At 69.0% G+C, this 21610-nt stretch carries 22 protein-coding genes; 4 read left to right on the top strand and 18 right to left on the bottom strand.

Going from position 1 to position 21610, the window contains the following annotated elements:
• Nucleotides 1-3: 3 nt before the first annotated feature.
• Nucleotides 4-909: a hypothetical protein gene (locus QHF84_RS13040; protein WP_281313586.1), complete on the bottom strand. Its 906-nt coding sequence runs from the start codon at nt 907-909 to the stop codon at nt 4-6.
• A gap of 282 nt (nt 910-1191) precedes the next feature.
• Here QHF84_RS13040 and QHF84_RS13035 point away from each other — a divergent pair, with 282 nt between their 5' ends.
• A complete protein-coding gene (locus tag QHF84_RS13035; RefSeq protein WP_281313585.1) occupies nt 1192-2235 on the top strand; it encodes an alpha/beta hydrolase in 1044 nt (347 codons plus the stop codon).
• Between the two features lie 77 nt (nt 2236-2312).
• Here QHF84_RS13035 and QHF84_RS13030 read toward each other — a convergent pair whose 3' ends face one another.
• Nucleotides 2313-2756: a hypothetical protein gene (locus tag QHF84_RS13030; RefSeq protein ID WP_281313584.1), complete on the bottom strand. Its 444-nt coding sequence runs from the start codon at nt 2754-2756 to the stop codon at nt 2313-2315.
• A 171-nt stretch (nt 2757-2927) separates the two neighbouring features.
• Between QHF84_RS13030 and QHF84_RS13025 the strand changes: the two genes are divergently transcribed.
• Complete coding sequence (locus QHF84_RS13025; protein ID WP_281313583.1) at nt 2928-3206, top strand: hypothetical protein; 279 nt, start codon at nt 2928-2930, stop codon at nt 3204-3206.
• 18 nt (nt 3207-3224) lie between these two features.
• Here the strand turns inward: QHF84_RS13025 and QHF84_RS13020 are convergent, their stop codons facing one another.
• The 8 genes from QHF84_RS13020 to dnaB all read right to left on the bottom strand — a co-directional run bounded on the left by QHF84_RS13020 (nt 3225) and on the right by dnaB (nt 13219).
• On the bottom strand, nt 3225-3665 hold the full coding sequence (locus QHF84_RS13020) for a hypothetical protein (protein ID WP_281313582.1): 441 nt from the start codon (nt 3663-3665) through the stop codon (nt 3225-3227).
• A 226-nt stretch (nt 3666-3891) separates the two neighbouring features.
• Nucleotides 3892-5946 carry a serine protein kinase gene (locus tag QHF84_RS13015; protein ID WP_281313581.1) on the bottom strand — a complete coding sequence of 685 codons (2055 nt, stop codon included), beginning with the start codon at nt 5944-5946 and terminating at the stop codon, nt 3892-3894.
• 21 nt (nt 5947-5967) lie between these two features.
• Entirely contained in the window at nt 5968-7152 is a 1185-nt protein-coding gene (locus tag QHF84_RS13010; protein ID WP_281313580.1) for a hypothetical protein, read from the bottom strand.
• 60 nt (nt 7153-7212) lie between these two features.
• A complete protein-coding gene (locus QHF84_RS13005) occupies nt 7213-8499 on the bottom strand; it encodes a D-Ala-D-Ala carboxypeptidase family metallohydrolase (protein ID WP_281313579.1) in 1287 nt (428 codons plus the stop codon).
• Nucleotides 8500-8560: 61 nt separating this feature from the next.
• Complete coding sequence (locus QHF84_RS13000; protein ID WP_281313578.1) at nt 8561-9565, bottom strand: L-threonylcarbamoyladenylate synthase; 1005 nt, start codon at nt 9563-9565, stop codon at nt 8561-8563.
• A 40-nt stretch (nt 9566-9605) separates the two neighbouring features.
• The gene (locus tag QHF84_RS12995) at nt 9606-10361 is read right to left on the bottom strand and encodes an isochorismatase family protein (RefSeq protein WP_281313577.1); all 756 of its coding nucleotides are present in this window, start codon (nt 10359-10361) and stop codon (nt 9606-9608) included.
• 100 nt (nt 10362-10461) lie between these two features.
• Complete coding sequence (locus tag QHF84_RS12990) at nt 10462-11715, bottom strand: hypothetical protein (RefSeq protein ID WP_281313576.1); 1254 nt, start codon at nt 11713-11715, stop codon at nt 10462-10464.
• Between the two features lie 40 nt (nt 11716-11755).
• The gene (gene dnaB, locus QHF84_RS12985; protein WP_281313575.1) at nt 11756-13219 is read right to left on the bottom strand and encodes a replicative DNA helicase; all 1464 of its coding nucleotides are present in this window, start codon (nt 13217-13219) and stop codon (nt 11756-11758) included.
• Nucleotides 13220-13307: 88 nt separating this feature from the next.
• On the opposite strand from dnaB, the gene QHF84_RS12980 reads away from it, so the two are divergent.
• Nucleotides 13308-14327, top strand: coding sequence for a PfkB family carbohydrate kinase (locus tag QHF84_RS12980; protein WP_281313574.1), 1020 nt, complete (start codon nt 13308-13310; stop codon nt 14325-14327).
• Between the two features lie 64 nt (nt 14328-14391).
• Here QHF84_RS12980 and rplI read toward each other — a convergent pair whose 3' ends face one another.
• The 6 genes from rplI to QHF84_RS12950 form a co-directional block, all read right to left on the bottom strand.
• On the bottom strand, nt 14392-14835 hold the full coding sequence (rplI, locus tag QHF84_RS12975; RefSeq protein ID WP_348652858.1) for a 50S ribosomal protein L9: 444 nt from the start codon (nt 14833-14835) through the stop codon (nt 14392-14394).
• 25 nt (nt 14836-14860) lie between these two features.
• Nucleotides 14861-15178 (bottom strand): 30S ribosomal protein S18, encoded by a 318-nt coding sequence (rpsR, locus tag QHF84_RS12970; protein ID WP_136929515.1) that lies wholly within the window; start codon nt 15176-15178, stop codon nt 14861-14863.
• A gap of 3 nt (nt 15179-15181) precedes the next feature.
• Entirely contained in the window at nt 15182-15721 is a 540-nt protein-coding gene (rpsF, locus tag QHF84_RS12965; RefSeq protein WP_281313572.1) for a 30S ribosomal protein S6, read from the bottom strand.
• A 124-nt stretch (nt 15722-15845) separates the two neighbouring features.
• Nucleotides 15846-16538 carry an aminoacyl-tRNA hydrolase gene (gene pth, locus QHF84_RS12960; RefSeq protein ID WP_281313571.1) on the bottom strand — a complete coding sequence of 231 codons (693 nt, stop codon included), beginning with the start codon at nt 16536-16538 and terminating at the stop codon, nt 15846-15848.
• A 99-nt stretch (nt 16539-16637) separates the two neighbouring features.
• Complete coding sequence (locus tag QHF84_RS12955; protein ID WP_281313570.1) at nt 16638-17372, bottom strand: 50S ribosomal protein L25/general stress protein Ctc; 735 nt, start codon at nt 17370-17372, stop codon at nt 16638-16640.
• Between the two features lie 174 nt (nt 17373-17546).
• A complete protein-coding gene (locus QHF84_RS12950; protein ID WP_281313569.1) occupies nt 17547-18491 on the bottom strand; it encodes a ribose-phosphate pyrophosphokinase in 945 nt (314 codons plus the stop codon).
• A 199-nt stretch (nt 18492-18690) separates the two neighbouring features.
• Here QHF84_RS12950 and ribF point away from each other — a divergent pair, with 199 nt between their 5' ends.
• Nucleotides 18691-19680, top strand: a complete 990-nt coding sequence (gene ribF, locus QHF84_RS12945) for a riboflavin biosynthesis protein RibF (RefSeq protein WP_281313568.1) — start codon at nt 18691-18693, stop codon at nt 19678-19680.
• 10 nt (nt 19681-19690) lie between these two features.
• Here ribF and QHF84_RS12940 read toward each other — a convergent pair whose 3' ends face one another.
• Nucleotides 19691-20704, bottom strand: a complete 1014-nt coding sequence (locus tag QHF84_RS12940; protein ID WP_281313567.1) for a DUF1566 domain-containing protein — start codon at nt 20702-20704, stop codon at nt 19691-19693.
• A complete protein-coding gene (locus QHF84_RS12935) occupies nt 20701-21597 on the bottom strand; it encodes a hypothetical protein (RefSeq protein ID WP_281313566.1) in 897 nt (298 codons plus the stop codon). Before QHF84_RS12935 ends, QHF84_RS12940 begins: the two co-directional genes overlap by 4 nt.
• Nucleotides 21598-21610: the final 13 nt, after the last annotated feature.

Here is a 21610-nt window from a genome sequence, read left to right as displayed (position 1 = left end):
CGGTCAGAGGATGTAGTCGATGCTGGCGCCGAAGTATACGCCCGAGCTAATGGCGAAGCCCACGTCGGCGCGCGCCTGCAGCATCTTGATGGGTTTGTAGCGGAAGCTCACCTGCGGCAGGGCGATCCAGGGGAAAACGAGCGGCTTCGACCCGCCGTTCGCCCAGCTCGGCTCGGCGTAGTTGCCGAAGTGGCCGTTGTCGTTGGCGCAGTAGGTGGCGTCCGGCTCGCCGAGGGAGGTGCAGTCGTTCCACTGCGACGGGACCGCCGGATCGTTTCCCGAGCCGGGGTAGACCTGCCGCCGATAGAGATCGCCGATCACGCCGCCGATGCCCACGCCGCCGCCGAAGAGGAGCGAGAAGCGGCTCCGGCTGTCGAGCGGCACTTCGTAGAGGATCTCGACCTTGCCGAAAATCACGGCGAGATCACTCTGCACGCGCTCGTAGGCCGTCGCGGGCTGGGCCTTGCCTTTGAAGAGCATCTCGGCGCTCGAGTAGTCGGCGTACGAGAGCGAGAAGATGTATTCGAGCCGATCGCGCCGCGTGCCGAACTCGAGGCCCCCCATCGGCACGCCCACCGTGGCGCCGCCGTCGGCGAAGATGTTCAGGATCGCCTTGGGGACGATGGCGTGGCGGTAGCGGATGCCGACGTAGCGGTACGCCTTCGTGGGATCCTCTTTCGTGTCCCAGATCCCGGTGTCGCCGCTCTCCTCCTTTTTCGTCTCCTTCTCGCCCGGCATCTTGTCGCCGGCCGCCGCCTCTTCCTTGTCGTTCGCCTTTCCGGCGAGCGTATCTTCGGCGTCCTTGTCGAACCCGTCCTCGGAGGGCTGCGCATACGCGGTGCCGGTCACGAAGAGGGACGCGCCGAGGGTCAGGAGGGCGAAGCGTGCAAGCAGGGCCTTCTGGAACATGGGGCGCTCTTTCGTCGGTGTGTTGCCAAGAAGAAGGACGCCGGAGACAGTACACGAGCCCGCTCGTCTTGAAAGCCCCCGCGACGCCCGAATCCCGCCGAGCGGTCCGAGGAGTGATCCGCCCCACCTGAAGTCACGCAGGTGCCATCCATTTCGGGATCCTCATCGCAAGGGCTTCCCGGTTTTCCTGGGAAACGCGCGCTGCGCGCGGGCCCAAATGCCCTGGATGTGCTCGGCGCGTTGCATGCTCGGCACATTCTTGTAGGTAATCGGAGGGCACCGATGATCCTGCACCAACTCCGGGTCGAACAGGCGATCGATCGCGACGCGCGCGGGCGTTTCGTGAAGGAGCTGTGCATCGTGCGGGGCGGCGCCGGCGATGACGGGATTCCGCTGGCGATGGTGCGAAAACGCTCAGCGGAGCTCGGCGGGACGCGGGGGAGCGTGCTCCTCATTCACGGCTACGGGCAAAATCGGTACGCCTGGCATCTGCCCGCCCGGAGCCTCTCGAACTACCTGGCCCGCGAGGGCTTCGACGTCTTCAACCTGGACCTGCGCGGCCACGGCCGTTCGAGACATCTCGGCGCCCGGCGCCCGACCGACGTGAGCGAGTTCGTCAAGCAAGACGTGCCCTGGGCGCTCGAAGAGGTGCAGCGCCTCGCAGGTCCGCGGCCGGTCTTCCTCGTGGGACATTCGCTCGGCGGGCTCGTCAGTTACGCGGCGGCGCCGCTCGCCCACGGCGCGGTAGCGGGCGTCGTGAGCCTCGGCAGCCCCTACCATTTCACGCGCGGCTCGCTGCCGCTCACGCTGGCGGGGCACGTGCTCCTCGCCGTGGACCGGCGCATGTCGTTCGGGCACGGCGCGCTCGGGCTCCGCGCCGTCGGCGAGGTCGTCAGGCTCGCGCGCGTGCTCGTGGAGAGCCCCGTGTTCCCGCTGCCGATCCGCGGATTTCGGCCCGGATCGATGGAGCCCGTGGTGCTCTCGCAGCACATGTCGCTGGCGATGGATAGCGGCAGCATCACGGTGCTCCGGAACATGTTCCTCGCGGCGGCGGAGGCGCGGCAGAGCGGGCACCGGCTCGGCGGTTTGTCCGGGTTCGTCGAGGGCTTCGAGGCGATGGACGTGCCGCTGCTCGTGATCGCCGGCGAGAGCGACGACCTCGCGCCGCCCGCGTCGGTCGAGCCCGCGTATCGGTCGAGCCGCTCGCGGGACAAGACATACCGCGTATTCCCGCAAGGTCACATCGATCTGATCATGGGCAGCCGCTCGACGCACACGGTCTGGCCGCTGCTCGCACGGTGGCTCGGCGCGCGCACCGCCCATTGAAGAATTAGGAAGGAAAGAAAACGCGCGGGGGCCCGGCACGGCCTTTCGCGTCGAACCCCCGCGCGCAAAGATCGGATTCACCAGTTGACGGTGATCGCCAGCGGATCGGTCGAGGACGGTGGCGCCGAATCCGGCGCGGGTTCCTCGGGCTGGCGGAGGACGACGCGAATCGGGCGCGGCGGCGGCGGCGTCGATTGCGCCTTTCGACCGAGGGCCACGGCCACGGTGATGTCCGTGACGGGCATGATGACCTCGGCCCAGGGGACGTGTCCCGGCGAAATGGCGCGCAAGACCCGCCAGCGCAGCTCGCACGGAATGCGCCCGCGGTGTGGCCCGATCGAGATCAGCGTATCGTCGAGGTAAATGCGCGCATCCGGGGGCGTGACCTGGACACAAAGCAGCACCGTGGAATTCGGCGACGCCTCGGCCGAGCGCTGGGTCTTGGGCTGGGTCGACGGCGGATCGTCGTCGGATTCAGGAACGCCCGGTACGCAGCCGTGGGCGAGGCCGTTCGAGTGCATTCGCTCCCCTCCCGAGCACACGCGCGGGAAAAATCCGGCGCGAATGGCTCTGCAGGACTCTGACAAACGTAATAGCAAACGCAAATCGAACCAACGCTTTATGAGGGGACGGGGGACAGGAGGCCGCCTACACTGAACCCTTCTTTCGGCCGGGTCTGCTAGGCTCCGTCCATGTCCATCAAGGATCGGATCGTCTCCGAGGGAATGAAGTTCGCGGCGAGCCCGCAGGTCGCGAAGCTCATGCAGGACGAGCGCTTCATGAAGCTCGTGATGACGGCGATGAGCATGCCCGGGCGGGTGTCGACGTTCACGACGGAGCAAAAAGAAGCGTTCGCGAAGTCGATGGGCCTCGCGACCTCGGACGAGGTGCGGGACCTCCGGCGCGTCGTCTCGTCGCTGGAGCAGAGCGTGTCGCGCCTGCGCGCGAAGCTCGAAAAAGAGTCGTCCTAGCAGCCTGCTAGCGCGCTGCTAAGGCGCGGGCTCGATCTGCCGCACGGTGCGGAGGAGCGGGTCGTCCTGGGCAGGCTCCTCGCCCGTGCCCGCGCCCGCGGCCTTGGCCTTCTCCTCGAGGCCGGCGAGGCGCCCGCGCGCCGCCTGTAGCTCGCGCTTCTCGTCGGGCCGCAAGGTCCCGGGACGCTGCGCCTCGACCTGCTCGGTGAAGTCGAGCCATCGATCGGCGCCGTCGTGGTCCCCGAGCATCATCAGGGACAGCCCCAGATACAGCCCGTAGCTCACCTGCTTGCGCGGCGAGAGTTCGGCGACTTCGTCCTCGTGAACCTCTAGCTTCTCGGCCGCTTCGAGGTAACGGCCGTCCTGGTACGCGCGCTCGGCGCTGCCGATGTATCCGGCGCAGCCCGCGGAAAACAGCAGGAAGAGGGACGAACCAAGGAGCGCGCCGAGGCGTCGCATGAACGATCTATAACCTGGAAAAGACGAGGCCCCAATGGGTAGATCCGCGAAAATGAGCGCGAAATGGGTTTTGCGTAGCGCGAACGCGGCTGCGCAGCGTTGCATTTTCGCGACGTTTCGCGCGTATTCGAGCGCGACGCGTCGCTCACGGCGCACCGCGGCAAAATGAAAAAGGCTCCCCGCTCGGTGGGAGCGGGGAGCCTCGGGACGCGCTCGGAAGGGGCTTCTACTTGGTATCGCCGCGGGCGTAGATGCTCGCGACGTAGTCGAGGACGTCGCGCGCGGAGACCTCGTTGTAACCGAAGTATTTGATCATCCGCGTCTTGATGATGTCGATCTTCTCCTGGGTCTCCTTGTCGATGACGCTGGAGACGAGGGTCTGGAGCTTGATCGCGTCCTTCTGATCCTCGAACAGCTTGAGCTCGAGCGCGCGGCGCAGGCGGTCGTTCGTGTGCCACTCGAACTTCTTGCCGTCGACCGCGAGCGCGCCGATGTAATTCATGATCTCGCGGCGGAAGTCGTCCTTCCGGTTCTCGGGGATGTCGATCTTCTCCTCGATCGAGCGCATGAGCCGCTCGTCCGGCTCGACGTCCTCGCGGGTGAAGCGATCCTTGACCTTCTCCTTCAAGGTGTAGGCCTTGATCGAGTCGATGTAGTTCGCCGCGAGCTTCTGGATCGCGTCCTCGTCGGCGCTGATGGCGCGCTGGACCTCGTTCTTGACGATCTCCTCGTACTCGCGCTTCACCATGCCGATGCACTCGCCGTAACGCTTGCGCTGCTCGTCGCTCGTGATGAGCGAGTGGTGGCGCAGGCCCTTCTCGAGCTCGGAGAGCACCATGAACGGGTTGATCGTGCCCTCGCCGAGGTCATTGACGAGCGCGTTCGAGATCTTGTCCTGCACGTAGCGCGGGCTGATGCCCTCCATGCCCTCGCGCGGCGCCTCCTTGCGCAGCTCCTTCACGGTGTCCTGCGTGTAGCCCGGCAGGACCTTGCCGTCGTAGAGCTTCATCTTCTGCACGAGCGAGAGGTTGTGCTTCTTCGGGTCCTCGAGCCGCGTGAGCACGGCCCACATCGCCGCCACCTCGAGCGTGTGCGGGGCGATGTGCTTGCCGCGGATCTTGTCGCGGTTGAAGTCCTTCTCGTAGATGCGGATCTCCTCCGACACCTTCGTGATGTACGGGATGTCGATCTTGATCGTGCGATCGCGGAGGGCCTCCATGAACTCGTTGGAGAGGAGCTTCTTGTACTCGGCCTCGTTCGTGTGGCCGAGGATGACCTCGTCGATGTCCGTCTGCGCGAACTTCTTCGGCTTGATCTTGTGCTCCTGCGACGCGCCGAGCAGGTCGTAGAGGAACGCGACGTCGAGCTTCAGGACCTCGATGAACTCGACGATGCCGCGGTTCGAGATGTTGAACTCGCCGTCGAAGTTGAACGCGCGCGGATCCGAGTCCGAGCCGTACTCGGCGATCTTGCGGTAGTTGATGTCGCCCGTGAGCTCGGTCGAGTCCTGGTTCTTCTCGTCCTTCGGCTGGAAGGTGCCGATGCCGATGCGGTCCTTCTCGGTGAGCACGAGGCGGCGCACGCGGATGTGCTGCATGACCTTGCCCCAGTCGCCGCCGTACCGCTCCATCAGCTTGTTGAAGATGAAGCGACAAGCCGGATCGAGGTCGCCGTCGACGCGCACGTGGAACGTGGGGTTCGAGAGCTCGAGCTCCTTGATCGCGCGCTCACGCCACGAGGGCGGGATCAGGCGGAGCGGCTCCTCGTGCATCGGGCACTTGAAGCGGCCGCTCTCGGGGCCCGCCATGCCGACGCCGTCGAGGTTCACCCAGTCGAACGTGTAGAGCGCTCCGTCCGGCGACATCGAGTAGTGCTCGATGCCCTTCTTCATGAGCCGCGCGATCGTCGACTTCGAGGAGCCCACCGGGCCGTGGAGCAGGATGACGCGCTTCTCCGGGCCGTACCCTTCCGACGCCGCCTTGAGCACGTGCACGAGGCGCATGAGCGGGATGTCGAGGCCGTAGATGGCGTCCTGTCCGCCGTTCAGCTCGTCCTTGAAGAAGTTGTACCGGACGAGCTTCTTCTTGTTGTCGGTGTACTCCTCGGTCCCGTACCGAATGATCATGTCGTACGCACGCTGGAACGCGTTGCGCGTGACTTGCGGCTGCTTGCGAATGAGCCCCAGGTACTCCTCGAAGCTCCCTTCCCAAGACAGGTCCCGATACAGGGCGTAGTCCTGCATCGCAGCGATCTTGCCCACCAGACTTTGCGCGTCGCCCATGTGGATACCTTACAACACGGATCACGGTGACGCGAACGCGGCCGCACCGTTCAGAAACGCCTTCCAGGAGGCCTTTTCCTGACCCTGCTCGGTGAAGAGCCCGAGCGTGCATGCATAGGCCGCGTAGGGTCCGTCCGCAGCCTCGCCCAAGACGGCCACACGCTCTCCGCACCGGACGGGAGCGAGGTCGTGCAGCGCGTCGACGTTCACGAACACGAAGCGATCGCGCCTCGGCACGAGCGCGCCGAAGAACGTCTCGAGGAAGAGCGCCTGCTTGTCCTCCGATCCCCCGACGACGGACGAGCTCGGATACCCGACGGATTCGAGCACCACGGCCTTGTCCGCAGCACGCGTGAGGATCGTGTCGGCATGCGCGGAGATGTCAGTCGTCGCCCCCGCTTCGGCGCCGCCGAGGCCGGGGAGATACGAAGCGACCGCGACGTCGCTCGCGTCGAGCAGCGGCAAGAACGAGGGATCCGGAAGGGCCACGCCCTCGAACGAGAAGCCGACGCCCGCGCGGATGTCCGGCGCGGCGAGAGGATGCGCGCGGACGTAGTCGAGCACGTCGCTCGCGAAGAGCTCGAAGGACGCGCGCTCGTCAGGGCGAGCCGCGAGGCGGACGTCGACGTCGCGGCCGAGCACGACGAAACGCGCCGAGCCGCCGAGCGCCGAGAGCGCCGCGTCGACGGAGGCTTGCGCGAAGGCGAGGACCTCGGGCGCGTTCCAAGGCATCTCCGCGAGCTCGGGCGGGAGGTGCGCGACGCCGCGTTCGACGATGACGAGCGAGAAGCCGAGAACGACGCCGCGACTGCTGAAGAAGGCGGCTTCCTCGGCGAGCGCCTGGATGCCCTGCTCCGTGGCGAGCTCCATCGGCGTGCGCCTGAGCATCGTGGCCCGCGCGCCGAGCGCGAGCGCGCCGAGCCGCGCCGCGATCACGTCGCCGGCCTTCGGCGGTCCATCCCCCATGGGCGTCGGCGTGAGGCCGATCCAGACGGGCGCAGAGGGAACGACCGGCGCGTCGGGATCACCAACGTCGCCGTCGGGGAAGGCGTCGGGCCAGCCTCCGTCGAAGGAGGGACCGCCGTCGCCGGGATCGCCCGGCCGACCGATGATCACGGGGTAGCCGCTGTCGTCACACGCGAGCGGCGCGAGGGCGACGCCGAGGGGCACGCCGCAAAACAAGAGCCAACGAAGCAAAGCGCGCACGAAGCGGATCGTAACGAATTCTTCGCGTGGTGGCTCGCGCGCGGGCTCGCTCGTCGCGCGTTACGGAGGCCCGCCGTAACGCGGCGGTGCAGGCATGCTCGCCCCGGACGGGAGTCGCCCGGACCACTCCACGACACCGGGCGTGGCCTGCGAAGGCGCCCAGGCCATGCCGCCCTTCTCGAGCACGCCCGGCCACGAGTCGACGTACTGCGGCGGCTCGGAGGGGCCGGACGCGTCGATCCAGAGCGCGTGTCCCGTGCCGGGCCTGCGCACGTCGACATGGACGAACTTGCTGTTCGGATAGAAGCCGCAGCCGACGTCGTCGAGGGTGCGGCAGAGCTGGAAGACCGTGGCGTTCGGGATGCCGTGGACCTGGATGTCCGCGGCGCGCGCGGCCGCGTGCATGCTCTGGTGGCTCGTGCCCGCGACCTTCGCGCCGGGGCGATAGCCGCTGTAGATGTAGATCGGTCGCCACGGGAACGAGTCGGCGATGCGCTGCAGCGCCCAGAGCAGGCGCGGGTGCACCAGGCGCACGTCGGCGATCCACTCGCCTTTGCGCGTGGCCTCGGGATCGGGCTCGTCGGGCAGGAGGTCCGCGGGGCGCGCGACGTCGGCCGGGCGCATCATGAGCGAGAGGCGATCGAGCGCTTCGGGCGCGACGGAGCCGTCACAACGCACGAGCGGGAAGACGTCACGCTCGCCGGAGCCGCGCACGAAGATCACGGGGCGACGACGGCATCGCCAGTCGCGCACGGGCTTCGGCGGCGGCGCCCAGAGCGAGTCGAAGCCGTTCGAAGCGAAGCTCGGTCCGGTCGAGGCGAGCAGCGCCGGCGCGCGCGCGGGATCGAGGCCGTTCCACGACCAGGACGGCAGGACGTCCGGCTCGATGCGAAGGAGCTCCGAGCCATCGGAGGACGCGCGGAAAAACGGGAGCGGCGCGCCGGCCGCGGGCTCGTCGTCGAGGAGACGAACACGGCTCGACGCGAACGCGTGGAGGTCGTCGTGCTGCGCGTCGGGTTCGTCCGCGGCGTCGTCCGCGGCGTCGTCCGCGGCGTGCGCGGGGCGCCACGCGAGTTGCAACCACGGCTCGTTCCGCCACTGACCGAAGGGTCCCCAGATGTAGCGGCGCAGCGGGCCGGGGCTCTCGACCTCGGCGTTGAGGTACGAACGCAAAAGGCCGAGGCGCGGCGCGGACGGGTCGTCGAGCTTGAAGGTGTAGAGCTTGGGCGGCTGATCGAGGAGCGGCCCCGCGTGAGCCTGCGTCGCGGCAGCGAGCGCGATCGCCGCGATGCCCATCATCGCGATACGCGGAGCTTTTTGATCCGAACGAACCACGAGCTTCGTCATCCCAAGAGCCGACTCCCCCGTTTTGCCACAACCAACGAGGGGGCGTCAGCAATTCCCGCGCTCAAGCGGAGGAGGCACGACGCAGGCGATCGTGGACGGCAGCCCACGCCGAGCCCGACGGAGGCGCTTCGACCACGACGCTGTCGCAGCCAGCGTCGTCGAGTCGATGGAGCGCCGCATAAAGCGCGGCCGCGTAACCTTCGGGGTCGGCGGGCAAGATCTCGACGGGAGGATCGAGCGCAGCGCCGGGCGCACGGAGCGCAGCGCCCGTGACGAGGCCCGCCGCGCGGCGCCTCGCGATCTCGGCGCGCGCCTCGTCGGCAGGCACGATGACGAGCGTGGCGCGAGGCGCGTAGTGCCGCGCGGAGGTGCCCGGCGAAGGCGCGCGTTCGTCGAGCGAGACGGTGATCGCGCCGGGATCGACGACGTCGACGTGGCGGCAGAGTTCATCGAGGGAGATGGCGCCCGGGCGCAAAAGAACCGCAGGGCTGCGCGAGACGTCGACGATCGTGGACTCGATGCCGTGCCGGCAAGGTCCGCCGTCGAGCACGAGCGGGATGCGCCCGCCGAGCGATTTCAGGACGTGCTCGGCCGTCGTCGGCGAGAGCGAGGTCGTGCGGTTCGCGCTCGGCGCCGCGATGGGCAAACGGCACGCTTCGAGGAGCGCGCGCGCGACGGGCGCCGCAGGCACGCGGATCGCGACGGTCGATCCGCCAGCCGCGACCTCGTCGGCGACGGCGCCCGGCCTACGCGTGACGACGAGCGTGAGCGGGCCCGGCCAGAAGAGCTCGGCGAGGCGCTCGGCGACGGGCGGAAAGTCGAGCGCGAGCGCGCGCGCCTCGGCCACGCCGGCGACGTGCACGATGAGCGGGTTCGTCGCGGGACGACCCTTCGCTTCGAAGATGCCACGCACGGCCGAAGGTTCATCGGCGCGCGCGCCGAGGCCGTAGACGGTCTCGGTCGGGAAGGCGACGAGGCGCTTGCCGCGGAGGAGCGCGGCGGCGCGTGCGATCGCCGGCGGGTCGAAGGGCAGGAGCTCGGTGCGGATCACGGGCGCGGCGATCATGGAGCAAGGCGAGCCGCTTCGCACGCGGCGCGCGGGTTCTTCAAGGCGCGGCGCGGAGGTACCGCGGCTCGAACGGCGCGAGAGCCGCGAGGGTCACGAGCGCGACGTGCTCGGCCACGACGCTCATGCCCGCCTGGCAGTCGGGCGGGATCGTCACGACGAACCCACGCTCGAGCGCGTCCTTCGCAGTGGCGAACATGCCGATCTCGGTCGCGCAGCCCGTGAGGATGATCTGATCGGCGTGGAGCTCGTCGAGCAGCGGCCCGAAGGAGCTACCCGTGAAGGCGCTGTACGTCCGCTTGTGCACGACGTGATCGCCGGACGAAGGAGCGATCTCGGGCCACACCTCGGCGCCCTCGGTGCCGGCGACGGCGTGGCGCGGCCAGTCGCGGAAGTCCTCGTCGTCGGGCTCGTGCGTGTCGCACACGTAGATCACGGGGACGTTTTTCTCGTGCGCCCACGTGATGCGCTCCTTCACCGCCGAGACCACGTCACGCGCGCGCGGAACTTCGAGCGGGCGGCCGGGCGTGAGGTAGTCGTTGATCATGTCGAGCACGACGAGCACCGGACGCCTCGGGCCGCGTGGCCTCGGGCGCGTCGCGAGGAGGCGCTCGCGCAAGCGCTTCGGCGGCTCGACGGGCGGCGCGGCGTGCGCGAGGAGCGCGAGGTCTTCACGCAGCGCGCCGAGGTCGGCCGTGTCCTCGGGCGAAGCGGCGGCGAGCGACGCGAGGGCCCTTTCGGGCGTGCCCGCGAGCGTGAGTTCGAGGAGCCGTTCTCTGCCGAGCCGATCCACCATGGAACGCGCTTTTTTTTCGTAGCACGTCCGCGTGGACGAACCCACGGCGGAGGCGCGCGCGGGCACCAGTTCCTTTGGTCGGGCCGGGAAGCCGCCGTGGTCAGGGCGCGGGCGTACCACCCTCGGGAGCGACCGGAGCGGGCACGGGCGCAGTTTCTGCGCCCACGGTGATCGTCGCCTGCGTCACCTCGCCCGACTTGATCTCGATGGGGATGCGGGCGAGCGCGCGCAGCCCTTCTCCGCGGAGATCGAGCTCGTACGCGCCCGGGGGCGCCTCGGCGGCGACGACGGCTTCCTCGACGAAAGGGGAGATCCGAAGGAAGGGGACGAGCGTATCCCGCGGGGACAGGAGCTCTACGTGCGCATCCCCGGGCGGAGGGAGCGGCTTGCCTGCTTCGTCCACGAAACGAAGCTCGATCGCGCCCGGGACGCGCCCCTCGCGGACGAGGGCGAGCTCGGTGAGCACGCCGAGGGTGTCGCCGCGCGGGGCCACCATGAAGAGCCGCTCGTAGCGCGTCGATCCGCCGGGCGGCAGCGTGACGTCCCGGCCAAAGCGTAGGCTCACAGTCCTCGCAGCGCCTTCGATCTCGAGCGTGGGTCGATCGTCGGCAGGCGCGATCGCGTACGCAACGTAATGACCGAGCGCAGCCACGAACGGGGCTTTGGCCGCGGCGGCCGTGGGAGGCGGTGGTCCTTTGGCGGCCGCGGACACGGGCTCCGCCGCGCCCCAGTGGACGACGTCTCCGAGGCTCGGGATCACCACGGGCTCGTCGGCCTTCGAGGCGATCAGGGTCGACACGACGATCACGCGCGCGCCCGGGACGAGCATGTACCGCGTGGCGATCGTCACGCGTGGATCGCCCTCGGCGTGGCCACGCGCGAGGACCTGCGCCGATCCGTCGCGCCCTTGCGAGAGGCTCATCGTCACGCCGGTCAGGCAGCCGAGCGGCGCGCCGAGGCACGTCGAAACGCGGCCGAGCGCGTCCTCGCGGACCTCGACGTCGGCGGCATCCACGAGCGCGCCGTCCGAGGCGCTGATCACCGCCGCGATCGCGCCGTTGTCGAGGAGGACGTCGCCCGCTTTCGCCTCGACCGCGCCCACGAACAGCCTCTGCTCCTTTTCGACCCGCGCGAGGGTGACCGCGGCGGGCGCTTCCGTCTCCGGCGCGCAGAACCCGGCCTTGCCCTCGGCGCCGCGACGAAAGCGGCACATCGCGGCGACACGCGCTTCTTCGCCGCCGTACATGACGACGCCGCCGCTCTGGATCGGCTCGACGCAGGCGGCGAGGGCCGTCACGAGGCCGAGGAGAAGAGGTCCGAGCGCGAGGCGTTTTTTGGGGGAGCCGGACGGCATGATGAGCCTCCGACGCGCGAACGCGCCGGATCTTGGGACGTCATTCGTCGTCGACCATCTCGGGGTAGTCGCCGGGCGCGAGGTTGTCGAAGCGCGTGTACGACGACGCGAACCGCACGAGCACCTTGCCCGTGGGACCGTTCCTCTGCTTCGCGATGATGATCTCGGCGATGCCCTTCGCGTTCGTGGTCTCCGGGTTGTAGTACTCGTCGCGGTAGATGAACATGATGGTGTCCGCGTCCTGCTCGATGGCGCCGGACTCGCGGAGATCGCTGAGCTGAGGGCGCTTGCCGTTGTCCTTGTTCGTGCGGGTCTCGACGGAGCGGTTGAGCTGCGAGAGCGCGATCACGGGGACACGGAGCTCCTTGGCGAGCTGCTTCAAGCCTCGGGAGATCTCGCTGATCTCCTGCTCGCGGCTGCTCACGCCGTCGCGGCCCTTCATGAGCTGGAGGTAGTCGATGATGACGAGCCCCACGCGCCGTTCGGGCTGCCCCGGCCCAGCCGCGCGGTTGTACTCGGCCTGGATGCGGCGGACCTTCGCGCGGACCTCGAGGAGCGTGAGCGCGGACGTGTCGTCGACCCAGATCGGGAGCGTCGACAGATACGAGGCGCTCTCGGTGAGCCTGCGCCAGTCGTCCGGCTGCAAAAAACCCTGGCGCAGCTTGCCGAGATCGACGCGCCCCTCGGTGCAGACCATACGACTCGCGAGCTGCTCACGCGGCATCTCGAGCGAGAACACGCAGACGCCGTAGCCGGGCTCCTGCCGCTCGTAGCCATGGTCCGCCTCGCCAGGGCCGGCGGCCACCGTGCGCGGCGAGGCGACGTTGACGGCGATGTTGAGGACGAACGACGTCTTGCCCATGCCGGGGCGCGCCGCGACGATCATCAGATCGCCGTCGTGCAGGCCCGCGGTCTTCGAATCGAGCCGCTCGTAGCCCGTGGAGATGCCCGTGATGCGATCTCCACGCTCGGCCGCGGCCGTGATCTGCTCGAACGCGGCCTTGAGCACCTGCCCGATCGGCTGCACGCTCGTCGACTGCGCGGTGCGCGCGAGCATGTAGATCGCCTGCTCGGCGCCGTCGATGAACTCCTGCACCGTGCCGACGTCGCCATACCCCTCGGCCGCGACGCGCTGGCACGTGGCGATGAGCTGGCGCAAACGCCATTTTTCGGCAACGACCTTGGCGTGCGCGGCGACGTGCGCCACGGCGGGCGTCGCGTCCGCGAGCTGCGCGAGGTAGCTGGCGCCGCCGATCTGGGCCAGCCACTCACGATCGCGTAGCCACGAGGCGATGGAGACGATGTCGATCGGCGTGCCGGAGAGGGCGAGCGCGGTCGCCGCCTCGAAGATGCGTCGGTTCGCATCGCTGTAAAAGTTTTCCGGCTTTACGATCTCGAGGACTCGATCGAGCGCATCACGCTCGAGGAGCACAGCCGAGAGCACCGCGGCCTCGGCGTCGAGGTCATGCGGCGGAACACGACCCGCGACAGGGGCCGGTTCCATCGGTTGGTTCGAACGTCCACGACGCTGCTGAGCGATCTGCATGGCACTTCTTCACCAGATGGCCCCAATCAATCCCGAAGATATCCACATGGTGAGGCCCCAAATGGGAGACGCCCCGAAGGGCGGGCCCTCCGAGGCGTCGGGATCGACGAGCGATCTACCAGGAAACACCCGCGCGCGGTACCCGGATCGGCAAGACGATCGCGAGGAAACGACGACATCCGCCGACGTGGTGTGTGTGGGTGAGGCACTCTGGGACCTCTCCACATCACCGGGCACGTCGCTCGACGACGCCACCGAGCTCTCCCTCACACCCGGCGGCGGCGCGGTGAACGTGGCGCTCACGCTGGCACAGCTCGGCCTGCGCGCAGGGCTCGTAGCGTCGGTGGGCGACGATCCCGTGGGGCACGCGCTCGTGGCACATCTGTCACGACGCGGGGTCGACGTGTCGCGCGTGCACGCCAAGAAGTCGACCCGCACGGGGCTCGTGTTCCTGACCCACGCGCCGCCGCGCGCCGTGGCGTATCGCGCCGTGCAGGAAGAGGCGCTCGCGTTGCGTGACGCCTTGCCGCGCGCTTTTGGCGCGCGCGTCGTCCACGTCTCCGGGCTCCTGCCCTCGCGCGCGTGTTTGCTCGCGCTCGAACGATCGGCACGGCAAGCAAAGCGTGAGGGAGCGCTCGTCACGCTCGACGCGAACCTCCGGCCTCGGCTCTGGGCTGGCGACGCGATCACGCGCGCGGATCCGCGGAGGCTCTTCGCGGCGGTCGACTTGCTCAAGGTGAGCGAGGACGATCTGCGGCTGCTCGGCGCGTCCGCTCCACAGGATCTCGCGCCCCTCCTCCGGCCCGAGGCGATCGTGATCGCGACGTTCGGCGCGGCGGAGACCCGCGCGCTCGGTCCCTTCGGCGAGGTGCGCGCGGGCGGCCCGGCGCTCGCGGTGGCGAGCACGTTCGGCGCGGGTGACACGTTCGTCGCGGGGCTCCTCTCGGTGCTCGCGCGCGAGGGGCCGGCGTCGCTCCGGGATCACGCGACGATCGAACGCGCGATCCAGCGCGGCAACGAGATCGCGCGGAGGTCTCTCGCGGGAGAATCGTTGGTCGACAAATGAACGAAGGCCCGGACCGATCGGCTCTTCGCCTTTCGATCCGGGCCAACGCCTGATGCCTACGAGATCAGGACTTCGCTGCGACCGTGACGTCGATCGTCGCGGTGACGCTCGTCGCGAGGCGGATCGGAACCTGGTAGGTGCCGAGCGCCTTGATCGTGTCGAGCTCGATGCGACGACGATCCACGGTGAAGCCCTGCGCCGCGAGCGCCTCTTCGACGTCGCGCGAGGTGACCGAGCCGTAGAGCCGATCACCCTCGCCGACCGGCTTCGTGATCGTGAGCTTCACGTTCGCGAGCTTCTGCGCGAGCTCCTCGGCCGCCTTCTTGGTCTTCGCCGCGCGCACCTCGGCGACCTTCTTCTCGTGCTCGATGCGAGCGACGTTCTCCGCCGTCGCGCCGACCGCGAGGCCGCGGGGAACGAGGAAGTTACGGGCGTAGCCGGGACGAACCCGGACGAGCTCACCGCTCTTGCCGACGTTGGGGAGGTCCTCGGTCAGGACCACGTGAATGTAGTTGGCCATGACGTCCTCCTCGTTACGCCGTCACGGTGAACGGCAAGAGCGCGATGTTGCGCGCCCGCTTGATGGCGAGCGTGACCTTGCGCTGATGCCGCGCGCAGTTGCCGCTGATGCGGCGCGGGACGACCTTGCCGCGCTCCGAGATGAAGTACTTGAGCGCCTGCGGGTCCTTGTAGTCGATGAAGAGCGCCTTGTCGGCGCAGTAACGGCAGACGCGCTTGCGGCCGGTGCGGCGGCGTCCGGGGGCGTCGGCGTTCAGATCCGGCGTCCGCCCGAAATCGCGGTCGTCCATGTCCATGTTGCGGCTGCCCGAATCCATTCCTCGCTGATTCATGGCTCAGCCTCCCTCTTCCTCGTCGCCGGTCATGTCCGCCTCGCCCTCGAGGTCGTCGAGCTCGCCCGAGGCCGGCGCCTCGCTCGTCCGCTCCTGACGACGCTCCGGCTCGATCAGGCCGAGCTGACGCTCCCTCGATTCGTCGCGCTCCTCCTCGATCGGCGGCAGCTCGACGCGCTCGAACTTCACGTCCTCCTCGGCGATCGCGATCCCCGCGACCTCCACGTCGTTGCGGACGAGGACGGTCTGGTACTTGATCACGCCGTCCATCAGGCGGAGGTTGCGCTCGACCTCGGAGACCACGCGGCCCGTGCCGAGGTACTTGAGGTAGATGTACACGCCGCGGCGGTGCTTGCGGATGTCGTAGGCGAGCCGGCGGCGACCCCAGTTCTCGACCTTGGTCAGCCGGCCTTGCTCACGCCCGATCACGTCGGACAGGCGCGAGCCGACACGCTCGGCCGTGTCCGCGTCGACATCGGGCTTCAGGATGTAGATCGTTTCGTATTCTCTGGCGCGGTTCGGCGCCGTCACGAGTCGACTCATGCTTCTCCTCTTGGACGATGGCCCCGGAGACGTCGTGCCCCGGAGCGAGGACGGCGCGCGGCGCCGGCGTTCCTCACGGACAAACCAGCGTGCGCGCCTCACGAAGGTGCGAACAACGTCCGGGTTATTGTCCCTCGCGCTTTTCGCCAGGCGAAACCGACGGTTTGTCCTCCGCCGCTTTCGCGTTCGCGGGCTCGGGCGACGTGCGCGCCTCGCTCCGCTCCTTCGCTTGCTTCTTGCCGGCTTTTGGCCGGCTGTTTCGAACGTTCATCGCGGCGTCGAAGCCGCGGGTCGCGACTTCTAGCACAGAATCCGTCACGAGCTTCAAGATGTCGGGCAGTCGCGAACGTTCGACCGCGTCGAACGGCGACAGCACGTAGTCCGCCACCTCCCCGCGATACCCCGGCGGGGGCCGCCCGACGCCAACGCGGACGCGCGCGAAGTCGCCCGTGCCGACGTGGGACATGATGGAGCGCAGCCCGTTGTGCCCGGCGTGTCCGCCGCCGAACTTGAGGCGAACATCCCCGAACGGAAGATCGAGTTCGTCGTGAATCACGACGAGCTCCTTCGGGGCGATCTTGAAGAACGCGAGGGCGGGCTGAACGCTCCGGCCCGATTCGTTCATGTACGTCATCGGCTGGAGGAGCACGCCCGGCTCGTCCCCGAGCGTCGCGCGAGCCCACACGCCCGAGAACTTCTCGCGGAAGGCATCGGCGCGAGCGCGCGCCGCGAGCGCTTCGACGGCCATGAAGCCGACGTTGTGCCGGTGCGACGCGTATTTCTCGCCCGGATTGCCCAGGCCGACGACGAGCAGCATGACGAGGAAGTCGAGGTCCGAAGACGAGCGTGCCCCGCGGAGCGCCTCGCTTGGAGGCGCGCGCCGCGGGGCGGATCACTCGGACCGTTGGTGCTGAAACTACTTCTTCTTGGCGTCCTTGGCGGGAGCCGCAGCCTTCGCCGCAGGCGCCGCAGCCTTCGCGCCGGCCGCAGGAGCCGCAGCCTTCGCCGCGGGCGCCGCGCCCTTCGCGCCGGCCGCAGCAGCCGCCGGAGCGCCCGGAGCGCCCGGCGCAGCCGCCGCGCCTTCCTCGCCCTTCTCGGGCACGGCCACGACGACGACCGTCTGATCCTCGGGCAGACGCGTCTTCACGCCCTCGGGGAGCGGAACCGCGCCGGCCTTCACCGTGTCGCCGAGGTCGAGCTCGCTGATGTCGATCTCGACGACCGCCGGGATCTTCTCCGGCAGGCAGCGGATGGGCAGGGTGCGGAAGATCTGCTGGAGGATGCCGCCGCCCGCGACGCCCTTCGACTTGCCGACGCAACGAACGGGGATCTCCACGTCGACCGGCTGGTCGAGCTTGACCTGGAGGAAGTCCGCGTGGACGAGCTCGCGCGAGATCGGGTGGTAGCCGTAGTCGCGCACCATGACGGTGAGCTTGTCGCCGCCCTCGACGGCCAGCTCGATGACCGAGTTCTTCCCGTGGGCCGACTTCAGCACCTCGAGGAGGGCCTTCGGAGACACGGCAACCGGGAACGCTTCGAGGCCCTTGCCGTAGCAGATGGCAGGGATGTTGCCCGTGCGGCGGAGCCTGTTCGACGGGCCCTTTCCGCTTTCCTGACGACGGCTGGCGCTGAGCTTGATGATTTCCATCATGGGACGACTCTCCGGTTCCGATCCGAGACGCGGCGCTATAGCAGAGATCGATCGGGTTGTGCGCCTCTTCCGACGATCCTCCGAGGCGAAGCCAGTAGCCTTAGAGGAAACTGCACGGTTGTCCAGGCGCTTAGGGGGACACGAAACGACGAACGCGGGGCGAGGACGCTAGACCTAGACGAAGAGGGAGCTCACCGAATCCGAGTGGTGGATCCGGCGGATGGCCTCCGCGAGCAGGCGCGCCACGCTGACGACTTTGAACTTCCCGCACGCCTTGGCTTCCTCGGAGAGCGGGATCGAGTTGGAGACGATGACCTCGGCGAGCGGCGATTCCATGATCCGCGACAGCGCCGGGCCCGAGAGCACGGCGTGCGTGGCGGCGGCCGCGACGCTCTTCGCGCCCGCCTTCTTGAGCGCGTTCGCCGCGTTCACCAGCGTGCCCGCCGTGTCGATGATGTCGTCGAGGATGAGGCAACGCTTGCCCTCGACCTCGCCGATGATGTTCATCACCTCGCTCTCGTTCGCACGCTCGCGGCGCTTGTCGATGATGGCGAGCGTGCCATCGAGGCGCTTCGCATAGGCGCGCGCGCGCTCGACGCCGCCCGCGTCCGGCGAGACGATCACGCAGTCGCGGCTGTAGTGCTCACGAAGGTGCTGATCGAGGAACGCCGGCATCGCGTGCAGGTGATCGAAGGGGATGTTGAAGAACCCCTGGATCTGGCCTGCGTGCAGATCGAGCGCGACGATGCGGTGCACGCCCGCGGCGACGAGGAGGTCGGCCACGAGCTTCGCCGTGATCGGCGTGCGCGGCGCGGCCTTGCGGTCCTGCCGGGCGTAGCCGTAGTACGGGATGACCGCGGTGATGGAGCCCGCGGAGGCGCGCCGGAGCGCGTCCACCATGATCAGGAGCTCCATCACGCTGTCGTTCACCGGCGAGCACGTCGGCTGCACGACATACGTGTCCACGCCACGGACGTTCTCCTGGATCACGCAGAACGTCTCCCCGTCGGAGAACCGCGAAACGCGGCATTTGCCGAGCGGGAACTCGAGGCACTGGCAAATCTCCTGCGTGAGCGTGGGGTTCGCGTTCCCCGAGAAGATGCTCACTCTCTTGAACATCGGCCAGCCTCCCTGCCTGCCGAGGGTTTGGTCGACGCTCGGCCTGTCCGAGCGACCACGACAACCCCGAACGCCGAAGGGTCAACGGCGGCGCGGCTCTACCAGCCACCCCTACTTCCGTCAAGGATCTTCTGGTCAATGCATCATGGAACGACCTCGGCTTTGCGCGGGCCCTCGGCTTTGACTAGGTAGCGCGATCGTGGATCGGCAGAGCGGCTCCCAGCGCGGCGAGACGAGCGGACGTACCGGCACCCTCGTCGTGATCGGCAACTTCGACGGTCTCCACCGAGGCCACCGCGCCGTCCTGGATGAAGCCGCTCGGATGGCCCGAGAGCGCGGGCTCGATCCCGTGGTGCTCACGTTCGATCCACACCCGGCCGAGGTCCTCGGCCGCAAGGCGCCGCCGCTGCTCACGCCGCTCGCGCGCAAGATCGCGCTGTGCGAACGCGCCGTGCCGGGCCTCCGGGTCTCGGTGGCGCACTTCGATCGCGCGTTCGCCGCGCAGAGCCCACGCGCGTTTGCCGAACACGTGCTCGGCGATCTCGGCGCGCGCGTGGTGATGGTCGGGCAGAACTTCCGCTTCGGCGCGCAGCGGGCCGGCGATTTCGCGGAGCTCGAGCGGCTCGGCAAGGAGCTCGGCTTCGAGACGCGATCCCACGCGCTCGTCGGCGACACGACTGGACCCTGGTCGAGCACACGCGCGCGGGAGGCGATCGCGCGCGGTGATCTCGACGAGGCAAAGCTCGTCCTCGGTCGATGGCACGCGCTCTCGGGCTCCGTCGTGCCCGGGGACAAACGCGGGCGGACGATCGGGTTTCCCACGGCGAACATCCTCGACGCGCCGGAGGCGCTCCCTCCGTTCGGCGTGTACGCCGTCCTGATCGATCGTTTGCCTGCAGAGGGCGAGCGCGGCGCCACGGTGCTCGGGCGCGGCGTGGCGAACCTCGGCGTGCGGCCCACGGTGGATCCCGCGGCGGCGCGCCCGCGGCTCGAGGTGCACGTCTTCGATCGGGACGAGGATCTATACGGCGCGCGGCTGCGTGTGCACCTCGCTCGCCACATCCGATCGGAGCAACGTTTCGCGGGGCTCGACGCGCTGAAGGCGCAGATCGCGAAGGACGCCGAAGAAGCGCGCCGCGCGCTCGAAGGCCTCACGCCGGATCCCGAAGCAGGCTCGGCCTGGGCTTGAGCCGCGCGTTTCATCGCACGCAACGCACGCGCGCCTTCACCATCACCGGCTGGTGATCGATGCGGCCCGTGAGGCCGTCGAGGATCCACGCTTCGGACGGCGCGGCCGCGACGGGCGTCGACGACCAGAAGCGGCCTTCACCGTCGGGAAACGACGTCGCCGCGGGCGTCGGATCTTCCTCCTCGCCATGGCCGAGGCTCACGAGCTCCTTGATGCTCGGCAGCCGGAAGCCGGACGCGCCGCCGAGCGTGAGCGACGCGCAAAACGCGAGCGCGCCTTGCCATGTACCCACCTCCGGCGTGCTCACCCGCTGCCACACGAGGCCCGTGCGCTCGTCGATCAGCGTCTCGCCGTCGTCGCCCACTTCGAGGCACGACACGCGCGCAGGACCGATGACGCAGCGGGTGCGCGCCGTGAGCGTGCGATCGAGCGACGTCATCGACCCGTCGACGAACCCGACCACCCACACGCCATCCATCGCCGTCGTGGTGGTCCAGTAGAGATCCGTGGACGACGTGGGCACCTCGACCATCGAAGGGTTGATCGCGGGCCCGTCGCGCCCGTAGTCCACGAGCGAGACGAGCTCGACGCGGGAAGGCAGCCGCGCGCCGCCGCCGAGTTTTTCGCACCGCGCGCGCGCCTCCTCCCACGAGACGGGTGCTGGGGCCGCGCCGCTCTCCCACACGAGATCGAGGATCTCGTCGCGCACGCCACCTCCTTCGGACTTCCCGAACGGTGCCTCCGTGTAGCTCGGCAAGACGCCGAGCACGTGACCATCCTGGCCCGCTGCGAGGCTCGTGTCGTCGCAAGACACCGCGGAGGCGCCATCGGAGCAGAACCGCGTCGCCGAGTCGGGGAAGCCCGCGCCCGTCATCTCCATGCACGCGCCCTCGGACGCGGCCTCCGGCGCGAGCCTGCGTGGCTCGATCCCCGCCACGATCTCGCAGCCGAGCAGACCCGCGAGGAGGAGCGGCCCCACGACGAGCCGGGCGAAGGGAGGGACCACCGCTCGTTTTGTGCTCAAAATGTTCCTCCGAGGAGCAACGTCGCGCCCGATCCCGCGGACGGCGTGATCGCGATCGACGCGCGTGGATCCGCCGAGCTCTTCGAGCGCGACACCCAGTAGAGAGTCGCGCTCGTGACCAGACAGAGCGCGCCCACGCCGAGCGCCACGTCGGCAATCCGCGCGGACGTCCGACTGTCCTCGGCCACGCCGAGCGACGCGGCGTCGGGACAGAGCGCGCCGTCACACCGCGCGCGCGCCTCCTTCTCCTTCACGAGCGCGCGGATCCCGAAAAACGCTCCCGCGCCGAGCGCAGCCGCCGAGAGCCCCGCGGTCACGTGCGCCGCGATACGCGCGCCCGAGGGCCCCCGCGACGGCGCGAGCGCGGGCACCACCACCGTCACCCGTGCGCCCGGCGCGACCCGCACCGTCGTGCGGAACGGCTCCTTGCCGTCGGCCGTCGCGACGACCACGTGCTCGCCCGGATCGACCGGCGCCGGCTCGCCGAGCGACGCCTCCGCGATCGACGTTCCATCACGCTCGATCGCCATCCCCGCGGCGCGCGCGCCCGGCCCGAGCACCACCACGAGCCGCGCGAGCCTGTCTTCGAGCGCCTCGAGCCGCTCGTGGGCGATGTCCGCGCGATCGGGCCTCGCGTCCGTGCGCGCCCATGCGAGGGCCTCGCCGAGCTCGCGGTAGGCCGTCGCCGTCTTGCCTTCCGCTTCGTGACAGAGGGCGAGGTTCAGGATCGTCCCGCCGCCCGGATCGAGCCGATGGCTCTCCGCGAGCTTCGGACAAGCCTCGGCATACCGCTTCTCCACCATGAGCCGCTTGCCCTCGCGGAAGAGGGCCTCGGCCTCCTCCGCAGCGGAGTCGGCCGCGCGGGCGGTTCCTCCGGCGGCGAGGACGAGCATCACGCACCCGGGG

Origin of the sequence: Polyangium sp. y55x31, assembly GCF_029946505.1 — a bacterium.
Lineage (GTDB): Bacteria > Myxococcota_A > Polyangia > Polyangiales > Polyangiaceae > Polyangium.
This window is presented reverse-complemented; position numbering and strand designations above follow the sequence as displayed.

What these genes read in the sequence shown, in the direction of transcription:
- QHF84_RS13040 (WP_281313586.1), bottom strand. Translation starts at nt 909, where the DNA reads ATGTTCCAGAAGGCCCTGCTTGCACGCTTCGCCCTCCTGACCCTCGGC.
- QHF84_RS13035 (WP_281313585.1), top strand. Translation starts at nt 1,192, where the DNA reads ATGATCCTGCACCAACTCCGGGTCGAACAGGCGATCGATCGCGACGCG.
- QHF84_RS13030 (WP_281313584.1), bottom strand. Translation starts at nt 2,756, where the DNA reads ATGCACTCGAACGGCCTCGCCCACGGCTGCGTACCGGGCGTTCCTGAA.
- QHF84_RS13025 (WP_281313583.1), top strand. Translation starts at nt 2,928, where the DNA reads ATGTCCATCAAGGATCGGATCGTCTCCGAGGGAATGAAGTTCGCGGCG.
- QHF84_RS13020 (WP_281313582.1), bottom strand. Translation starts at nt 3,665, where the DNA reads ATGCGACGCCTCGGCGCGCTCCTTGGTTCGTCCCTCTTCCTGCTGTTT.
- QHF84_RS13015 (WP_281313581.1), bottom strand. Translation starts at nt 5,946, where the DNA reads ATGGGCGACGCGCAAAGTCTGGTGGGCAAGATCGCTGCGATGCAGGAC.
- QHF84_RS13005 (WP_281313579.1), bottom strand. Translation starts at nt 8,499, where the DNA reads ATGACGAAGCTCGTGGTTCGTTCGGATCAAAAAGCTCCGCGTATCGCG.
- QHF84_RS13000 (WP_281313578.1), bottom strand. Translation starts at nt 9,565, where the DNA reads ATGATCGCCGCGCCCGTGATCCGCACCGAGCTCCTGCCCTTCGACCCG.
- QHF84_RS12995 (WP_281313577.1), bottom strand. Translation starts at nt 10,361, where the DNA reads ATGGTGGATCGGCTCGGCAGAGAACGGCTCCTCGAACTCACGCTCGCG.
- QHF84_RS12990 (WP_281313576.1), bottom strand. Translation starts at nt 11,715, where the DNA reads ATGCCGTCCGGCTCCCCCAAAAAACGCCTCGCGCTCGGACCTCTTCTC.
- dnaB (WP_281313575.1), bottom strand. Translation starts at nt 13,219, where the DNA reads ATGGAACCGGCCCCTGTCGCGGGTCGTGTTCCGCCGCATGACCTCGAC.
- QHF84_RS12980 (WP_281313574.1), top strand. Translation starts at nt 13,308, where the DNA reads ATGGTGAGGCCCCAAATGGGAGACGCCCCGAAGGGCGGGCCCTCCGAG.
- rpsR (WP_136929515.1), bottom strand. Translation starts at nt 15,178, where the DNA reads ATGAATCAGCGAGGAATGGATTCGGGCAGCCGCAACATGGACATGGAC.
- rpsF (WP_281313572.1), bottom strand. Translation starts at nt 15,721, where the DNA reads ATGAGTCGACTCGTGACGGCGCCGAACCGCGCCAGAGAATACGAAACG.
- pth (WP_281313571.1), bottom strand. Translation starts at nt 16,538, where the DNA reads ATGCTGCTCGTCGTCGGCCTGGGCAATCCGGGCGAGAAATACGCGTCG.
- QHF84_RS12955 (WP_281313570.1), bottom strand. Translation starts at nt 17,372, where the DNA reads ATGATGGAAATCATCAAGCTCAGCGCCAGCCGTCGTCAGGAAAGCGGA.
- QHF84_RS12950 (WP_281313569.1), bottom strand. Translation starts at nt 18,491, where the DNA reads ATGTTCAAGAGAGTGAGCATCTTCTCGGGGAACGCGAACCCCACGCTC.
- QHF84_RS12935 (WP_281313566.1), bottom strand. Translation starts at nt 21,597, where the DNA reads ATGCTCGTCCTCGCCGCCGGAGGAACCGCCCGCGCGGCCGACTCCGCT.